General features: G+C 58.3%; 9 protein-coding genes. 5 read left to right on the forward strand and 4 right to left on the reverse strand.

The features are described 5' to 3' along the window. Positions 1-542: 542 nt before the first annotated feature. From MYF83_RS14875 to MYF83_RS14890, 4 genes are all read right to left on the reverse strand, one after another. Positions 543-1,841, reverse strand: coding sequence for a DNA sulfur modification protein DndB (locus tag MYF83_RS14875; RefSeq protein ID WP_248960906.1), 1,299 nt, complete (start codon positions 1,839-1,841; stop codon positions 543-545). A gap of 1,302 nt (positions 1,842-3,143) precedes the next feature. Next, positions 3,144-3,431, reverse strand: a complete 288-nt coding sequence (locus tag MYF83_RS14880) for a hypothetical protein (protein ID WP_248960907.1) — start codon at positions 3,429-3,431, stop codon at positions 3,144-3,146. Between the two features lie 230 nt (positions 3,432-3,661). Further along, entirely contained in the window at positions 3,662-5,863 is a 2,202-nt protein-coding gene (locus MYF83_RS14885) for an AAA family ATPase (protein WP_248960908.1), read from the reverse strand. Positions 5,864-6,097: 234 nt separating this feature from the next. Further along, complete coding sequence (locus MYF83_RS14890; RefSeq protein WP_248960909.1) at positions 6,098-8,158, reverse strand: DEAD/DEAH box helicase family protein; 2,061 nt, start codon at positions 8,156-8,158, stop codon at positions 6,098-6,100. Positions 8,159-8,581: 423 nt separating this feature from the next. Here MYF83_RS14890 and MYF83_RS14895 point away from each other — a divergent pair, with 423 nt between their 5' ends. From MYF83_RS14895 to MYF83_RS14915, 5 genes are all read left to right on the forward strand, one after another. Beyond that, positions 8,582-9,763: a cysteine desulfurase family protein gene (locus MYF83_RS14895; RefSeq protein WP_248960910.1), complete on the forward strand. Its 1,182-nt coding sequence runs from the start codon at positions 8,582-8,584 to the stop codon at positions 9,761-9,763. After that, positions 9,760-10,935: a DUF4007 family protein gene (locus tag MYF83_RS14900; protein WP_248960911.1), complete on the forward strand. Its 1,176-nt coding sequence runs from the start codon at positions 9,760-9,762 to the stop codon at positions 10,933-10,935. The genes MYF83_RS14895 and MYF83_RS14900 overlap by 4 nt, the downstream gene beginning before the upstream one ends. Further along, positions 10,932-14,543 carry an ATP-binding protein gene (locus MYF83_RS14905; protein WP_248960913.1) on the forward strand — a complete coding sequence of 1,204 codons (3,612 nt, stop codon included), beginning with the start codon at positions 10,932-10,934 and terminating at the stop codon, positions 14,541-14,543. Before MYF83_RS14900 ends, MYF83_RS14905 begins: the two co-directional genes overlap by 4 nt. Beyond that, on the forward strand, positions 14,540-15,376 hold the full coding sequence (locus MYF83_RS14910; RefSeq protein ID WP_248960914.1) for a phosphoadenosine phosphosulfate reductase family protein: 837 nt from the start codon (positions 14,540-14,542) through the stop codon (positions 15,374-15,376). The genes MYF83_RS14905 and MYF83_RS14910 overlap by 4 nt, the downstream gene beginning before the upstream one ends. Positions 15,377-15,644: 268 nt before the next feature. Continuing rightward, positions 15,645-16,352: a hypothetical protein gene (locus MYF83_RS14915; protein WP_248960915.1), complete on the forward strand. Its 708-nt coding sequence runs from the start codon at positions 15,645-15,647 to the stop codon at positions 16,350-16,352. Positions 16,353-16,857: the final 505 nt, after the last annotated feature.

Raw genomic sequence — 16,857 nt, forward strand, 5'->3', positions numbered from 1 at the left:
TACGAACAATCGTGAACTGGTGCACAAACAAGGCTAGTGGGGGCGTCCGACAAATCCGGTCGTAATCCCTCAAGATCGTGCTCGACCACCGGACTGGGGCGCAGCGCGGCGACAGGCACCCTTTTGTCGGGTTCCTGCCCATCCCGTGAGGCAGGCGCCTTGGTGGAGAGGATTGAGGACTTCACGACGGGCGACCGCGCGAGTGCTCCCGGCGTCGTTTTAAACCTAGTTTGCGCTGACGCGAAGAAGCTGTGTCCTCGTCCGTGGGCGCGGCTTCGTCTGGCCGCGCGTTCAGGTAGCGGGGCCGATTGTCCAGAACAGTCACTGCCCAACCTCAGCCGGCATTACCGTGTGGCCGTGTCGACCGACGACTATCTGCGTTCTCTTCCTCGCCGCCCGACCGCGTCAGGCGTATTGATCAGTGACGAGCGAGTACGTCGATCCACATCGCCCATGCCGCCTAAGTCCCCGGGGGAGCGCAGCGGATCGGCGTAGATAGCAGCCGATCCGCTGTCCTCGATCTTGCATATGTCTGAGTCAGCTTACTGTTGAGTGACCAAGCCTGTAGCGAGAGTCTCGGGGCTCACGGGATATCGCGCATTCTTTACAATTTTGTAAGATTTAAGCGCTCTCTCGATCTGTACCTTCGTCTTCGGGGCTATATGAACGAGAAGAAGCTCAAGCAGTAAGTCTGTGTAGTCCTTACCTGTGGCCATCCTTCCCCTTGCTTTGGCCTCAGGAGTTTCTTGCCAGACCGCAGAGAATGGGGCTGCGCTCATCTGCCAGTCCAGCTTAGAAAGTCGCTGTAGTGCTTCCTCCCAAGTCAAGAGCTGCTGCTCGACCACTTGGCGAATAGCCTTTACCACTGCTACTTGGACTGCCGGCCTCATGAGCGGGTGGCCATCACTTTCTCTACCTTTGGGAGCTCGTAGCTCTTTGGGTAGAGGAGACGAAGAATACTGGTTTCGCAGCTCACCGCAGGAGTCGAGGACATCATCGATTCTCAGAGAGAGAATCTCGTAGCTCTCGTCGAGTATCTCGTCGGTCGCACGTTGCGACACCTTGTGCATACTGCCGTCAAGGTCGAAGCCTAGTTCGCGGAGGATATCGTAGAGCACGCTGATTGTCGTCCAAACGGACTGTCCGGGAGAAACCTGGCGTTGAGCAAGCTTTAGCTCTCCGTCGTTTCCCTGCTTGCTGAATACCTGGACTACCCCATCTTTTGAGAGAAATGAGTGATCGTCTAGGAAGCGGCGTGTGAGAATAGCGAAGCCGTCATCTTCGTCGAGGGCTATATTCTCCTGAACGTTTGTCTTTACCGCATTGCGGTTGATGTTAGTGAATAGCCTGCGAGTCTTACGTCGGCCGGCGTCGTCGTCAAAGTGAGGGACTACGACGACACCAATATCCTCACTTCCCAGTGAAGGGTCCTTTTTGACAGCATCCTTAATTGCTCGCAGGCGGTGCTGTCCGTCCAGGGCGAAAAATTGATGCGTACCGTCGAACGTCAGCACACCGAATTCTCTATCAACCCCAACAAGCATCCCCTGCTCTTCAACGCTATCGTCCATTCTGAGGCCGATATATTCGGGGTGGCCGCCCCAGGCGGCAACGATGAGAGATCCGAGAAAGCGTGAGGGATTTGTTAGAAGATACTCGGTAATCTCCGCTGTGCGTGTACCTACGCCGCGTTGAATCATTGTCCCCAGATCTTTGTTGCCACCCAATTCGTAGGCGAAGTTAATCTCGCGAGCGACCTGCGCATAGCTCATCAGGCAGAGGTAGTACTCCCACTCGCCGACATGTGCCTTGAAGGCGGGAACGAATGTCTTTGATGGCATGATTGTCCTTCCGGTTGGTTGCTATGCTGATCGCGAGAAAGCAGGGACGCCAGGACGCGGGAGAAGTCTTGGGCCACGATTCGAGTTGACGGGGGGGTTCAAAAGTTTGATGAGCCGGTCTTCAAGTCGTGCAATATTGCTCCGATCGCTAACCGGAGCGCACCAGTACTCGAGTGGGCGAAGGGTTAAGTAGCGGGATAGCAGGCGCTCCCTGGATGAACTGTTTTCGTTTTTCCAGAGCCTTTCTGGGTCAACTTTCAAGTATTTCTGGTAGCTTTTATATCTTGCGCGCAGTGTATTTCCTGATTCCTGGTCATTCGCGCCAGCTTGGCCTATATACAGGATTTGAGATACGGAATCTGGGCGGGCATGGTCCGCGACCTTCAGTTTGAATTCTGGACGCCAGACAAACATGTAGAGTCCAGGCTGCTCCGGCAAAGTCTCCCACAAGCGCTCCGTAGCTACATGGACTTCCCACGGGCCTGCCATATCTGCAAGATCCTCTTCGAGAAGTCGACATCCTTGCCGGTCAAGCAGACGTAGAAGTCCCCATTCAACGAACAATCCCGGACTATCTTCATCTCGATAGCGGAGGACAAGTCGCGCAAAGGGATCATCGGCCATTTTGTGGGGATACCTCGCAAATCACTACAAGAGCGGACATTAGCGGCAGCTGCTACGGACCGGGGGGGTGGCTGAGGGTGGGGCGAGCCTGGCCTGTCGTGCGGGGTTGTTTGCCCTTTCATTGTGACCTGTCCAAGATGGTAGAGGAAGCTCTCGACATAAGACGCTCAGCAGCCCGGGATGGACTACTGGCACATGGGAGCTTTGGAGGGCAGTTGGCCCGGTGCCCCTAGCCTCGATCTTTCGCGATCTTCCTTTGGTCGGCTGAGCGGTTCCGCTGGGGGTTGATTTCGCCGTAGTGGTCAGCCCGGTGGCCCGGCTGTCGCGCCGGGTGCCGGCTCCTCCATCGGATTGACCCTCACCAACAAACATCAAGCACGCGATCACGACCTTGCGCGCCAGCGCGTGGACCCCCTACTAACGACGCAGCCTAACCCTGATCAGAATGCCGACGACCTGACAGTCTGCTGTCTGTCCACCGCCCAGGCCGAGCGGGTCAAGGACCAGTCTGCCCCCTGGCTGGCACCCGTGGACTTGCCTCGAAGCGGACAACGGCTCGCTGGGGAGTTCGACTCCCTGGACTTCAACATCCGCCGCTACCGCGACAAGCTACTGACAGGCCGAGCACGACGTCACCTCTCAGCCGCAAGCTTCAGCCGACCACCAAGATCAAGTGTCTCAATATGTCCGATCAGAGTACTCATCTATATTCTCTGCTATTACCTCGGACATGATCTCGGCGGCAAGGTACAGCTTGGGGACAGCCAGATCTTCCTGTTCGGAGAGTCGCTCAAAAAGTAAGGGAGCACCAACCTCTGCGTACCTGTTCGCAAGGTCTACCACCTTGCGTACATCAGTGACATGCGGCGAATCATGACCAAACTCATGCACCGCCAAGATAGTTAACAGATCTCCCCGCCACTCCTCGAACTGCTTAATGTCACTGCTAGTCGGCCCGAGATTCACAAAATGCTTTCCTGAGGTCTTCGGGACGGGTTGGAGACCACAGTGAACAGCCCAGACGACAGATGTAAACCAGAAGTCCAGGAGGCGACGGAACGCGACCTGATCTTGGGAGCGATGTGCCGATGTCGATTGCTGTTTAATCCAAGGAGCAATTCGGTCTCGTACATCTTCAGGCAACAGCAGCTTATGTTGGCTGGAAGTAAAGACTAGTCTAGGCATCGCTCGCCCCCTTAATCGATACGCGATCGTTCAGAGCGGCGAACGAAGCGCGAGTCTCCTGCATATGTGACATGCTCGCATATGTCGCAGTACTCGTTGATACCACAATCACAGACCACAGTTTGACGCGCGTTCTGCCGATTAGGCGCAGCCCTAACAACATCGCCGCCCACATGTGATTGACTCGTAACCGTATACGTACGACCTGCGGCGTTACTGAGAACCTTACGGATGTCATCGTCTAGCAGATCGTGTGTGTGGCCAAAGATGATTGGCTGTCCCACCCGCTTTCCATCAACGAGATAGCTCACCATACGTCGAAGAACTCCGCCCGAAAATGCATGCAGAAGCGAATCTGCCACGAAAGGCACGCTACTAACCGTTGTCTCCGCAAGTGCAAGAACAAACGACACGGCTAGTGCGCGACGGGATGCGCCGTTGGCCAGAGCGAGAGGCTTATTCTTCTTACCGTCCTTAGCGAAGAGCTCATACGTCATCTTCGAACCCATGATGCTTGGTATGGCCTGTACGCCGACTTCGCTGAAGTTGCTCTCCGCTGTTGCCCCGATCACGTCACGGAAGATACGGTTCATGGCTTCAGAAAGCTCATTCACCTGTTCAGATTCGACTGCATGCAGCGCGGTGGTGAGAATGATCTGAAGGTCTTCGCTTACCTCAGCCTTATCCCGGAGGTCCTTGGATCGTTTCTGCCCGGCCTGAAGAACTCGGAGTTTCTCACTCACACTTCGGAGTTCGGTAGCGGTTGCTTTGACGACGTTCTCTGCGAAGAGCATCTTTTCCGCACTTGTCGACTGAAGACGGCGGAGCTCCGCCGAATGACGCTCTCGTTCTGCGAATGCAGCGGCATCGAGCCCTTGGAATGTCTCGCTCGCCCTCGCTTTGAGGATATCTAGCTCGGATATGATGTCACTCATATCACGATCAATCTCGCCGAGAAGGCTGAGACATTCGTCAACATCCTCAGTCCAAGGCCGGCCACCTCTGCCGAGGGCTTGATTACCTAACCGTTGAGCAGAGTTAAGGACTTCGTCCAGAAACTGAGCGCTTTCCAAGTACCCTTCTGAGTCACGCAGCCGCTTCTGTACCGCATTCTTTCGCTCGGGATGCTCATCGAACGAGATGCCGCATACGCACTTACCATCCCGGACCAACCGCGGGAGAAGCGTGAGTTCAGTAGGTGGAATCAATCCCTGCTTCTGCATCGGCTCCAATGTGGCGATGACCGACTCAATAGCTGGGAGCATAAGAAAAGCGTTAAGCCGAGAATCGCAATCCACGAAGGAACTCAGGCTGCCAATAAGGCTGGCTCGACGTTCCTGTTCGAGCCTCAAGCGGTCTTGCGCCTTACTGATCTGCTCATTGATTCCCGAAGCTTCAGTTATATGCAGGATATCCTTCTGGCGCTTTGCTTCATATTCGTTCAACTCCTTTTCGATTGCTGCGTGCTGCTCCTGCAAGGACTTGAGCTGGAGATTCGCTTGCTCCTTCTGCTGCTGAAGCTTCTCGAGCTTTGCGGCGAGCTCCACCTGGTCTGTATTTCCTGAGTCGCGACCGGCTTGCCTAATGAAACCGCTCTGTCGCTGCTCAAGACGCTCAATTGAGCGTTGCAATGAGTCTAGGCCCAGAAGATTATTGATTGCTTGAGTCGTCATAGTGCGCATCACGGTGTCATCGTGTGCGCCCTCTGGTCCACCGACAAATTGCACGGCTTTATCAGCGTCGATGAAGAAAAAGTCCCGTAGCTCTGGACGGAAGAACCTTCTCATCAGGACATCGAGCATTTGGCTATCCGCCGTATCCCAACTTCCGTCACCCACGTTTCGGTAGTAGAGCTTAACCTCCTCATCGGAATACGATACCCTCCCGTTGCGAGCGGAGGTGGTAGCCTTTCGAATGAGTTTGTAGTTCGAGGAACCTTTGCTACTACGAGCTTCAAAACGAAGCTCCACAGAGGTGCGTACTGGTTCGTCGTCAGCCCAGACAGGCCGAATGGGGTGAAGGACACCCTTAATCTCGGGAAGACCCTGTTCGCCGTAGAGCACCCAGAGGAAGGCGCGCATCAACGTCGTCTTGCCGCATTCGTTCTCACCGCGTATTACGGTCAGGGGGTGTTGGGGATCGGTGGAGAAATGGAGGTGCGCTTCTGGATACAAAGCGAAGTTGTGAACGACCAGATCGTGAAACCGAATCACGTGTAGTCTCCGCTCCGGCTCTTTTCAATGGCCTGTGCTAACGCGCTCACGATTTCATCGTATTTCTTGTTGATGTCAATACGCTTTTCTGAGTGCTCAGCGGTTAGTCTGTAGCACTCGAGGGCTGCCTGGACCAGCTGGCTACGGTAGCCAGGGAAACGCTCACTTACTCCCGCTGTAGCTCGCTCCATCTCCGTCCTGATGCGCTCAGCGTTCGACGTACCCTCTTGGCGATCAGTCGAAGTACGCACCATGCACCTTCCTGATAGCTGCCAAGACCTCATGTGCATTTCGGGCATAGCGGCCAAAAGATCTCACGCGATCAAGTTCCCGGCTTATTGTATTAAGGACGCTGTCTTCATATCGCACCTGCAAGGGAGGTGGCAAGGCAATCATGTCGTGGATTGTGGCGTACATTTTGCCTGGTGCTCGACGTAGGATGCGGCCGCGCCGTTGTATCCACTCTCGTTCGACGGTCGACGATGCCAGCAGGATTGCCTCTCGCGCTTGTGGGATATCGACTCCTTCGTCGAGTACCTTTTTGGCGAGAAGCACTTCAATATCCCCGTCGGAAAAAGACTGAAGAATGCGACCGAGTTTGGCTTTATTTCTCGACTCCACTTGTGTAACTCGTGCATAGACAATGTGGCGTTCGTCCAAAACCTCGGCCGCCGCATCTATTTGAAGCGGATTCTTGGATGTGGTGTAGACAAGGAGATGGCGGGGCCGTTCATTCGCTTGAAGAAGCTGGCGGAGAACTTGTATCTTCCCTTGGGCATTCTCCGTAATCTCTCTCCTTCGGATGAGCCAAGTACGCAGTATCTCGTCGCGAGGATCAAATTTTCCTGAAGCGCCAACTCGGCGCGATATCTTCTCGGAGAGGTCTCTAAACCTGGCGAGCTCGTCATCATCGAGATATACGACATCGAAGTAATAGTCATACGGGGTCAGGCAGAACCCGATTGCTTTATCGAGGCCAAATTCGTAGACGGTGTCTCCGAAATAAGAGAGCAGTTCTTGAGTCCCGTCTTCGTCGTACTGTCGTACAGGTGTCGCTGATAGGCCGAGTCGAAGGTTAAGAAAGTCCGGCGTGTCATTCAGAAAGGATGGCGTTCCAAGTGTGTGAACCTCATCAGCGATCAACATTTCTGCTAAGCCGGCTACTGTTTGCTGCGCATGCTCCAGCAGTTTTCGAAAGGAAGGGTCATTGAGAGTGTTGTTAGTGACGACAAAGCACTCGATCGCGCGCGCTCCTCCAGATTTTAGGCGGCGCAGTGCGTTACCGAGCGTGCTCCGCCCGGTAGCTGTCCCTGGGCTTGGGTTCAGTGGCTTTAGACCAAACTTGGCGCACTCTGTGTTCCATTGAAGGGTCAATGCTGTTGTTGGTGCAGAAACGATAAGCAAGAATGGGCCATCATGTTCTTGGCGAGCTCGATAGGCACATATAAGCGAACTGATGGTCTTTCCGGCTCCTGTCGCCATGGCAAGTATTCCGCGGCGGCCCGCAGCTTCCCATGCTGCAACAGCTTCTCCCTGGTGCCTATATGGTCCGGTTTGCCACTCCAGTTGGGTTGGAATTGCGAAGATTGAACTAGACTTCCGCGCTGCTGCTGGCTTGGGGCTGTTTGAATGAGTGGCAGCGCGGCTGTAATCCAATGGAGTAGGTGGCTGAGTAGGTGCAAGTTTGAGTAGGCGCTCCCTGAGCGCCAGGGGGAGTGGAACGGTCCTTTCGAGGACGGGATCACAGCCGACTGCCCAGTCCGTGACCATCTCTTCAGCGCTTTTGACACGTTCGGCGCTGGTTCGTATCCACGAACAGTCCACATCCATGTGTTCGACCGCATACTCGTGTGCTCGTCCTGTGGCATTGGCAGACCCTCGGACCGCAATCGAGTCACGACCATCCGTGAAGAGCCACATCTTGGGATGATAATTCGCTTGAGGAAGCGGAATTGCAATCGAAAGCGTCATGCGGTTCTTAGCAACCATCCACGCTAGACATTCGACTGCGTGATTTGCCAGGGCGCCTGCGTCGGGATGAGCGGCCTTGAGAATTTCAGTCTCGATCCGCGCGGCAACCTCTGCAGGTGTATAAATCGCCCGCTCAATCGCTTGGCGTTCGGTAGGAAAGAGTGCAGGAGCGATAGTGAACTCAATTGTTTCTACGTCATCGCGGCGAAGGTACTCGGCGAGACCGGGGGCGAGGCTATGAATCCAACCTGCGGTGAACCACCCGAAGGCTCCTCTTACCCGAGTAGCCTGACGGAAGGCAGGGATTAGCACGTCCGCGGCCAATGGATCAGCGGGGAGCCGATACAGGACGGGACGAAGAGTGGGTTCGTCGCGGAGCACCGTTCAGCCGCTCCCAACGAGCTTTGGCTGAGGTATCGTCCGCTGCCTGATCACTATGCGCCTGCCTTACCTGATCTCACGTCTGTGCCCTTCTCTCCCACGGGCCTGTCAGCACCATGAGCACTCCGTCACCTGTACATCTAGATCGGCCCAAGTATCGTTACAGGGTCAGCCGCGAGAGCCGCGAGAGCCGCGTGAATGCATGACCGAGGTCAGATGCCCCCATGTGGATGTGAACATACGTTCGAGTTCCCGCAGATCTGCTTCCCCTGTCACAGGTGTCGGTTAGGATCTCCCTGCACTCCTGGAGGAACGAGATGGTCCCTTAAGCAGAGCTGCCAGGAGTGACCTCAGGAGTGCAGCACGATGGGGCAAAGGATGTCAGACGATCGGACGGGTGTGACCTACCTCGATTACAACGCCACCGCACCACTCCGCCCGGAGGCTCTAGAAGCCACCCTCGATGCGCTCCGTAGCGTCGGCAACGCTTCCAGCATCCATCATCAAGGACGCGACGCCGCTCGTCGTGTGGACACAGCCCGCCGCCAACTCGCCGAGCTGCTCACTTGCCATCCTGGCGAGATTATCTTTACCTCCGGGGCCACAGAGGCTAATAACTTGGCTTTGCGTGCCGCTCACGCCCGCGGCGGAGTGGTGGTAACGACGGCTGTCGAGCATCCGGCGGTATTAGAAACCGCCCAAGCCATCACTATGGAGACGAGTCGCTCCCTCGTCGTGCTTCCTGTGGACAAGGACGGCATAGTCGACCTGGAGCCTTTGGTTGAGGCCCTCCGCTCTGGTGACGTGGCCGTCGTGTCCGCCATGATTGCGAACAACGAGACCGGGGTTCTGACCGATCTAAGGCCTATTATCGCGGCGGCTCACGAGGCCAGCGCCTTGGTCCACACCGACGCCACCCAATATGTTGGTCGGCTCCCTCTGGATCTCGACGAGGTTGATGTTGACCTTTTGTCTCTGTCGGCTCACAAGTTCGGCGGTCCGCAGGGCGTTGGCGCGCTCTTTGTTCGACGTGGCGCTCCTCTACCCCATAAGCCGCTGCTCCTGGGGGGTGGTCAGGAGCGCGGTTGGCGTGCTGGCACTCTAAACGTGGCAGGGATTGTAGGGCTTGGCGCAGCTGCTCAGGCTGCACAACTGACGCTGGAGCAGGAGGCTGCGCGTACTGCTGCGCTGCGTGACAGCTTCGAGCAAGAGCTGATCTCGAATGTGGCCGGCTGCTGGATAAACGGTACCCGTGTACCCCGTTTGCCAGGCGTAACCAGTGTCACTTTCCCCGGTATCCCCGCGGATGCCGTCCTGGCCGCAATGCCAGAGGTGGCCGCTTCGGATGGCAGCGCGTGTTCCTCCGGGGCGCCGAGCCCAAGCCACGTCCTGCTCGCCATGGGGCACAGCCGCGAGGACGCCGACTCGACCGTGCGATTCTCACTCGGCTACGCCACCACAGAAGGGGATGTCGAGCGGGCCCTGAACGCCACCGTGCGTGCCGTGACAGAAGTCCGGTCGGTGATGGCCGCCACCGCCAAGCCTTGATCGGCCTCACCTATGCGTACAGCCGCCCTTATTTAGCCCACCTGTTGCTCGAAAGGTCCTATCGCATGTCGGATAGCCGGCTCGCTGAGGCCGCCGAACCGAAGTTCGCACGCCACGAAACCTTCGCGCCCCGCTTCGGCTGGCTGCACAAGGCCTACATACAGGTGAAGGAGGACAGAGAGATATTCCACCGTGAGGACGCACCAGTTCTGCTGGGCGTGGGCAAGAACATGGTCAACGCCATGCGGTACTGGTCGCAAGCTTTCAAGCTCACCCAGGAGCACCCCCACGAGGATCCGTCCTACCGGGCCTATGTCGCCTCCCCTACATGGAGGGCCCGCTGGCTGCTTGACGAAGACGGAGCTGACCCCTATCTCGAGGACACAGGCAGCCTATGGCTGTTGCACTGGTGGCTGCTCTCGTCTGAGCCCCAGGCCAAATGTTTGGCGCCGACCTGGTACGTGATGTTCCATCTCGCCCCCTTCTCCCGAGTGACTGCGGCTGAGATGGCAACCGTTGTCACGCGCCACATCCGAGAGAGCTTCGGCGAAGATAAATGGCCGGCACCAGAGTCGATCAATCGTGACGTGGACTGCCTGATCAAAATGTATGCCCTTGACCAGGAGTTCAATCCACTGTCTCCCGGCAGCTTCGAGGACTTGCTGGCCTGCCCCTTCCGAGAGCTGGGTCTCCTGGAGGGGCAAGGTAAGGGTAAGGAGCGGACCTGGCGCTTCACTAGTGGATCGCGGTCCAGCCTGCCGGCACCGGTATTGGCCTATGCCTGCCTAGATTACGCCTCTCGGTTTTCAGTGAACGCCGGCTCTATCTCACTGGCACGGCTTGCCAACGAACCAGGCGCCCCAGGCCGAGCGTTCCGTACTCGGGAACCAGAGCTGATCAAGGCCATTGAGTCTCTCGTTAGTGAACACCCAGATCTGCAGATCGTCGAGGCACTTGGCCAGCGAAGCCTGGCCTTCACAAAGCCTCCGCAGGCTCTTGCCTGGGATGTCCTTGACGAGCACTATGGGCGGGTCCAGGAGCGAGAAGGATTCCCCACCACCCAGGAGTGGGTTAAGCGATACCCCGGCCTTGACGGTGGCAGCCACAAGCGCTCACGCAAGAAACTACCCCAGCAGTCCGAGGAGCTGGAACTGATCGAGGAGAACGCGTGACCCCGGCGACAAAGACCCCCCCGCGCGCTCGCCACGCCGAGGCCCTCGCGCAGATCCCTGCAGGCATCGGCCTGATTGGTTCTGAGCTGCGCTCCACCAACCTCGAGCGCGACGTGCGCGAAAAGCATCTGAACTCCCCTTACGTGGGAGCCCGCGCCCTGGACGTGCTGGAACGCGTCACCAATGCCGTCGCCGATCTCAGGCGCACCCGCGCTTGGTCTTTCACTGGTCCGTACGGTTCTGGCAAGTCAACCTTGTCCAACCTGTTCGATGCCTTCCTAGGGCATGACCCATCCCGTCAGGCCGAGGCCCAGGCAGCAGTTGCAGCAACCAGCCCCGGCCTTGCCACACGGTTCGCCCGGGTCCGTGATCAACTCGCTCCAGAAGGTTTCCTGGGTGCGGTCGCAACCGCGCATCGGGAACCTCTAGCGGCCACTGTGCACCGGGCCTTGCAAACCGCCGCAGAGCGCAGATGGAACAAGCGACCCCCGCAGGCTGTCGCTGAGGCACTCGTCGCCTGCATGGAGCGCCAGGTACCGACGACGGCAAACCTCATCGACGCTGTCACCGCACTGTGCAACGAGGCGCCTCTTCTGCTAATCATCGACGAGTTCGGCAAGACCCTTGAGCACCTTGCCGTTGACGGAGATTCCGGCAGCGCTGAGAGTGATGTATTCCTCCTGCAGGTGCTCGCCGAAAAGGGCGCTGGACGGTCAGGGCTACCGCTGTTCATGTTCACGTTGCAGCACCTGGCATTCACTGACTACGCAGCACGATCGAGCACCATCCAGACCCAGGAATGGGCGAAGATCCAGGGGCGCTTCGAAGACATCACCTTCGCGCCGAACCTCGGCGACGCCGTCCACCTGATGCGGCGCCGCCTAGACCTGTCGGATGTCCAGGAGCCCGGCCGTAACCTCATTCGTGAGCAGGCGGAAGCCTCAGCAGAAGCATGGAGTGGACATGCTCTGAAGTCCGTCGTGGACATCTCCACAGAGACATTCGCTGACCTGTACCCGCTGCACCCGATCACCGCCATCGCCGCCCCGCTTCTCGCATCCCAGATCGGGCAGCACGACCGAAGCCTCACCGGCTTCCTCGCGAGCGACGAGCCGAACACGGTCCGCCGCACCCTAGAGACACAGTCGGCAGACGCACCCGAGCGTGCCTCCACCATTCGCCTGCCACAGTTGTACGACTACTTCTTCGCCTCCGGCCGCACAACTATCCTGGCCTCAACCAACGCTAGCCGCTGGCTGGAGGTCGACAACCGCCTGAACGAGGCACACGGGCTTCCGCCTGAAGACCAAGATCTACTTAAGGTGATCGGCATCCTGAACCTGATAGATGCTGATGGCGTAATGCGGGCCACTCCGGCCATGATCCAGTTTGCGCTGCATGATCCAGTCGACGCTCCGGATCCCGAGCAGTTCGCTGCCCTGCAAGAGCGTCTGAAGAAGCTCACCGATGACGGTTTCGTCGTCCATCGCGTGTACAGCAACGAGTACCGCATCTGGCAGGGTACCGACGTCGACATCGACGCACGAGTCAGAGAAATCGCCACTCGTATCGCTCCGACCGATGTTGTGCAGTACTTCAACAAGCACCTTGGAACGGTACTACCGGCGGCCGTAGTTGCCGGCGGGCATAGCCAACGCACAGGCATGCTGCGCTACTTCGTCACCGCAGTAAGTCATCAGACGGAGAAGCTCGACGGGCTCGAGGTCGTAAAAGGTGCAGCGGACGGCCTGATCGTCTATCACCTCGGGTCGCTGGAGAACCGGCCTGTGGTGAACTCCCCGCTGCCCGTACTGATTGGCACCACCAAGAACCCCACGGCTGTCCTGCAGTCGGGTATCACTCTTGTAGCGCTGGAGGAACTCCTCGAAGACGACGCCCTTGACCACGTGGCTGCCCGAGAGATCGCGGAACGTGCTGCCGACATCTCGCGCAGCATCGGCGCACTGCTGGGCGAGGCTTTCAATCCCCTGAGCCCGCAGTCCACCTGGAACCTTTGGGGCAAGGGTACCCAAATCAACAACGAGCCGGGCGAGCCCATCGAGGCCCGCAGTTATGCCGGCCTAGCGTCCAGAGCCTGCGATCAGGTCTACCCGTTCACTCCTCACATCCGAAACGAGATGGTCGGGCGTAACCAGCTCACCAGTAATGCCGCCCGCGCCCGCCGTGAGTTGCTCACCGCCATGCTGCAGCGCTCGGGCTACCCGCTCCTCGGATATGAGACGGGTAAGTACACTCCTGAGCGGGCGATGTATCACGGCGTTTTGGAGTATCTCGGACTTCACCGTGCCGCCGGAGAGTCTAGTAGTGGCACTCAGGCCGGCAGCATTCTCACCCACGGCATCTCACGTCCGAGCCCACAGAAGAACGACAGCGTCATGCCTGTCTGGGCTGCTCTCGAGGATGCGCTGACCAGTGCGACGCAGCTGACGCCCATCGTTGACATCTACCACCGGCTCATGGCTCCTCCTTACGGGGTGAAGGCAGGCGTCGTCCCGATCCTCGTGGTTACCGCGCTCATTCTGCGCGCCCAGGACATCGCTCTGTTCGAGAACGGCAACTACTGCCAGCGACTGACCCCAGAGGTCGTGGAACGGCTCAATGTGCCATATCCAGATCGCTTCGCCGTCAAGGCCACGCCGGTTGGAGGGGGCCAGCGCCGTCTTGTGGTCGATGGCTTGGGCTTGTCGCTAGACGTGGACACTCCGCGATCCCTCACAGCGCGCAACCCTCAGCTGCTCGCCGTTACACGGGCGATGCTGGAGCGCATCATGGTTCTGCAGCCCTACGCGCGGCAGACTCGGCGGCTGAGCTCAGACGCCCTCGCGATCCGCGAGGTCCTGTCTACGGCGACCGATCCAGACGAGCTGGTCTTCACCTCTCTGCCTAAGGCGCTGGGCTTCGAACCGATCCAGACGAGCACCACCGAGGACGAGCAGGCCGCCAGCGCATACGTATCGCGTCTGGTCACCGCCCTTGACGAACTCTCTGGTGCCGGCGCTGCCCTGCGGCAGGAGGTCGTGTCAACGATCGGCCGTGAGTTCCGGCTGTCGGCAAACCTGGAAGAGCTGCGGTCCGGCCTAGCCGAACGGCTCCGCGGCTTCTCTAACGCTTCACTTGAGCTCAACTTGCAGGGATTCATCTCCCGTGTGCTCAATGAAAACTTGCCGGATGACGACTGGCTCGATCCGATCATCATCCGCCTCACGAACAAGGCGCTCGGTGACTGGACTGATCGAGACGTCGAGAGCTTTCCCCGTCAGGTGAGGGAGGTGGCACGTGCCCTGGACCGGGTCAGCCACCTCTATGAAATGCGCGAGGCTCCGACACTTGATACGGAGGTGGCCAAGCCTCGGCAGGTCGAAACCCACCTGCTGACACTCACCACCCCTCAGGGGACGGAAGAGCGCACCCTCATCCACGTGCCGAAGCAGTCCCGCCAGGCCACTGATGACCTCGTTGTCAGTGTCATCAGGCAAGCTGAGGAGGCACTAGGCCCCGACGGCGCGCGCATCCTGCTCGCCGCACTGGCCGAACGCCTCGCCGCAACAGACACCGATGCGGTCCCCCAAGGGAAGGAGAAGCTGTGACTGATACCAACAGCTCCAGCGGGAAGAAGCGTCACGTTCTTGGTCTGTCCGGTGGCAAGGACTCCTCCGCCCTCGCCGTCTACATGCGCGACCGTGTGCCCGACATGGAGTACTTCTTCTGTGACACCGGCGCGGAGCTGCCGGAGACGTACGAGTACCTCAACCGGCTTGAGGCCGCAGTCGGCAAACCGATCTCGCGGCTCAACTCAACGCGTGACTTCGACCACTGGCTCGAGGTCTATCAGGGAACTCTTCCAAGCCCCCAGATGCGCTGGTGCACCAAGAACCTGAAAATCAAGCCACTGGAAGAGTGGGTCGGCAATGATGAGGTGATCTCCTACGTCGCGATCCGCGCGGACGAGAACCGACTGGGTTACGTCAGTACCAAGCCGAATATCACGGCGGTCTTCCCGTTCCGAGAAGACGGCATCGACCGTGCCGGCGTTGACCGAATCCTCGATGAGGCAGGCATCGGCCTACCCGGCTATTACGAATGGCGGACGAGGTCAGGCTGCTACTTTTGCTTCTTCCAGCGGAAGCATGAGTGGATCGGGCTCAAGGACCGCCACCCGGAACTCTTCGAGCAGGCCATCGCCTACGAGGAGAAGGTCAACTACAGGCGCACTGCCATGCAGGACCGGCAGTACACCTGGTCCCAAGGCGAGTCACTGCATGAGCTGATAGAACGACGGGACGATATTGAGGCCAAGCACCAAACAGCTCTCGAACGGGCTGCGAAGCGCGTGAAGCCGAACCGTCCACTGTTGGAGATCCTTTCTGACGCGCATGACGAGGAAGACGATCAGGCGGGTTGCGCGGTGTGCCACCTCTGACGCGACGGTACTGAATGCCTCCCTAGTCGACGCGCAAGCATGTATGGTAACCGCCCGGATCCGATGGTCAGTGGACCCGGGCGGTTCAGTCGAACCTTGGGAGTAGCGTCGAGACGTCAAGTGCACTGATTAGAAACGCAAGTGGTGAGGCTTCTGGTGAGGCACGCAGTCCCTCCACCGGCCACAGCCTGATCCGCTTGGGATCTACGGAGCGCTATCTTGGGATGACGATGTAGTTGCCAGGGATGCCTTCAGGAGAGCGCAGCACATGGGTGTGGAGCGGATCCCCTATCTGCTCGGTCACAGCGAGATCGCCCGACTCTTCGACGTGGCTCCAGACACCCCTCAGCTGTGGAGGAAGAGGGCCCTTCTCGGAGATCCTGATGTGGTGATCTCTGGCAAGCCTTACTGGTTGCTGTCAACTGTGCTGGCGCTGGCCAAGCCGGGCCAGCGGGATGTGCCTCCAGGCAGGCTCGATGAGTACAAAGCCAGCATCCCGAATGGCTACTTCGCGCAGGTTCTAGCGGAACCGCCATCCTTGATCGGGATCAAGGAACTAGCCTGGATCTTCGGTAAGAAGCACACGGACATCAGCCAGTGGCGCAACCGTGGCACTCTTGCACCTCCGGATCTCACCTTGTCAGGTGCTCCGCTCTGGCTGTTGGACACGATTCTCTTAGACGCTGAGCGCCGAAACCGCACCATAGCAGCGGAAGCACTTGAAAGCGTCCGACGTGGTGATCGGGAGCAGATCAAGCCACGCGGGCAACGGGATGCTCTGGTCAGGGATTCGGATGAAACCCTTTCTACTGCACGGACCTTCACAAACAGTGAGAGTGCTGCTGCCATCGTCTTCGTTCGGCACCTGTTCAGAGCCGGATACGAGGTTGAAGTACGGCCATACCGTAGTAATGCGTCCTCTAGGCCTACCAACCAGCTTCCCAGTCAGAACGGTGAAGATGCGGACAAGGCGTAGGTTCGCTCGTCTGCGTCTCGATCACCCCTGACACCTCTATGCCGAACAGTCCTCCTTGACATATCGACGTGACCGTAAGATATTATGGTCGGATGAGAGAGGACGGTGTACGTATGGAAGGAAGAAGTTCGTCTACAGCCGCCCGGGCGGAAGACCTTAGAGTGATCTCTTATGGGGGTGGTGTGCAGTCCACGGCACTGCTCGTCCTTGCCGCTCAGCGCCGGATCCATTTTCCCATCTTCTTGTTCGCAAACGTGGGCGATGATAGCGAGCACCCGGCGACTCTCGCGTATGTAAGGGACCATGCCGCTGTGTACGCGAAGCAACACGGCATAGAACTCCACGAATTGAGGCGCTACCGCCGCGACGGGACCGCGGAGACTCTGTGGGAGCGCCTCAACCAACCTGGTACGCGCTCCATTCCGATTCCCATACGCATGGCCAATGGGGCGCCTGGCCGAAGATCATGCACTGCCGACTTCAAGATCAAGGTTGTTGGCAGGTG

The organism is Sphaerisporangium perillae (assembly GCF_023276435.1).
In the GTDB taxonomy this organism is placed as follows: Bacteria; Actinomycetota; Actinomycetes; order Streptosporangiales; family Streptosporangiaceae; genus Sphaerisporangium; species Sphaerisporangium perillae.

What these genes read in the sequence shown, in the direction of transcription:
- MYF83_RS14875 (WP_248960906.1), bottom strand. Translation starts at nt 1,841, where the DNA reads ATGCCATCAAAGACATTCGTTCCCGCCTTCAAGGCACATGTCGGCGAG.
- MYF83_RS14915 (WP_248960915.1), top strand. Translation starts at nt 15,645, where the DNA reads ATGGGTGTGGAGCGGATCCCCTATCTGCTCGGTCACAGCGAGATCGCC.
- MYF83_RS14895 (WP_248960910.1), top strand. Translation starts at nt 8,582, where the DNA reads ATGGGGCAAAGGATGTCAGACGATCGGACGGGTGTGACCTACCTCGAT.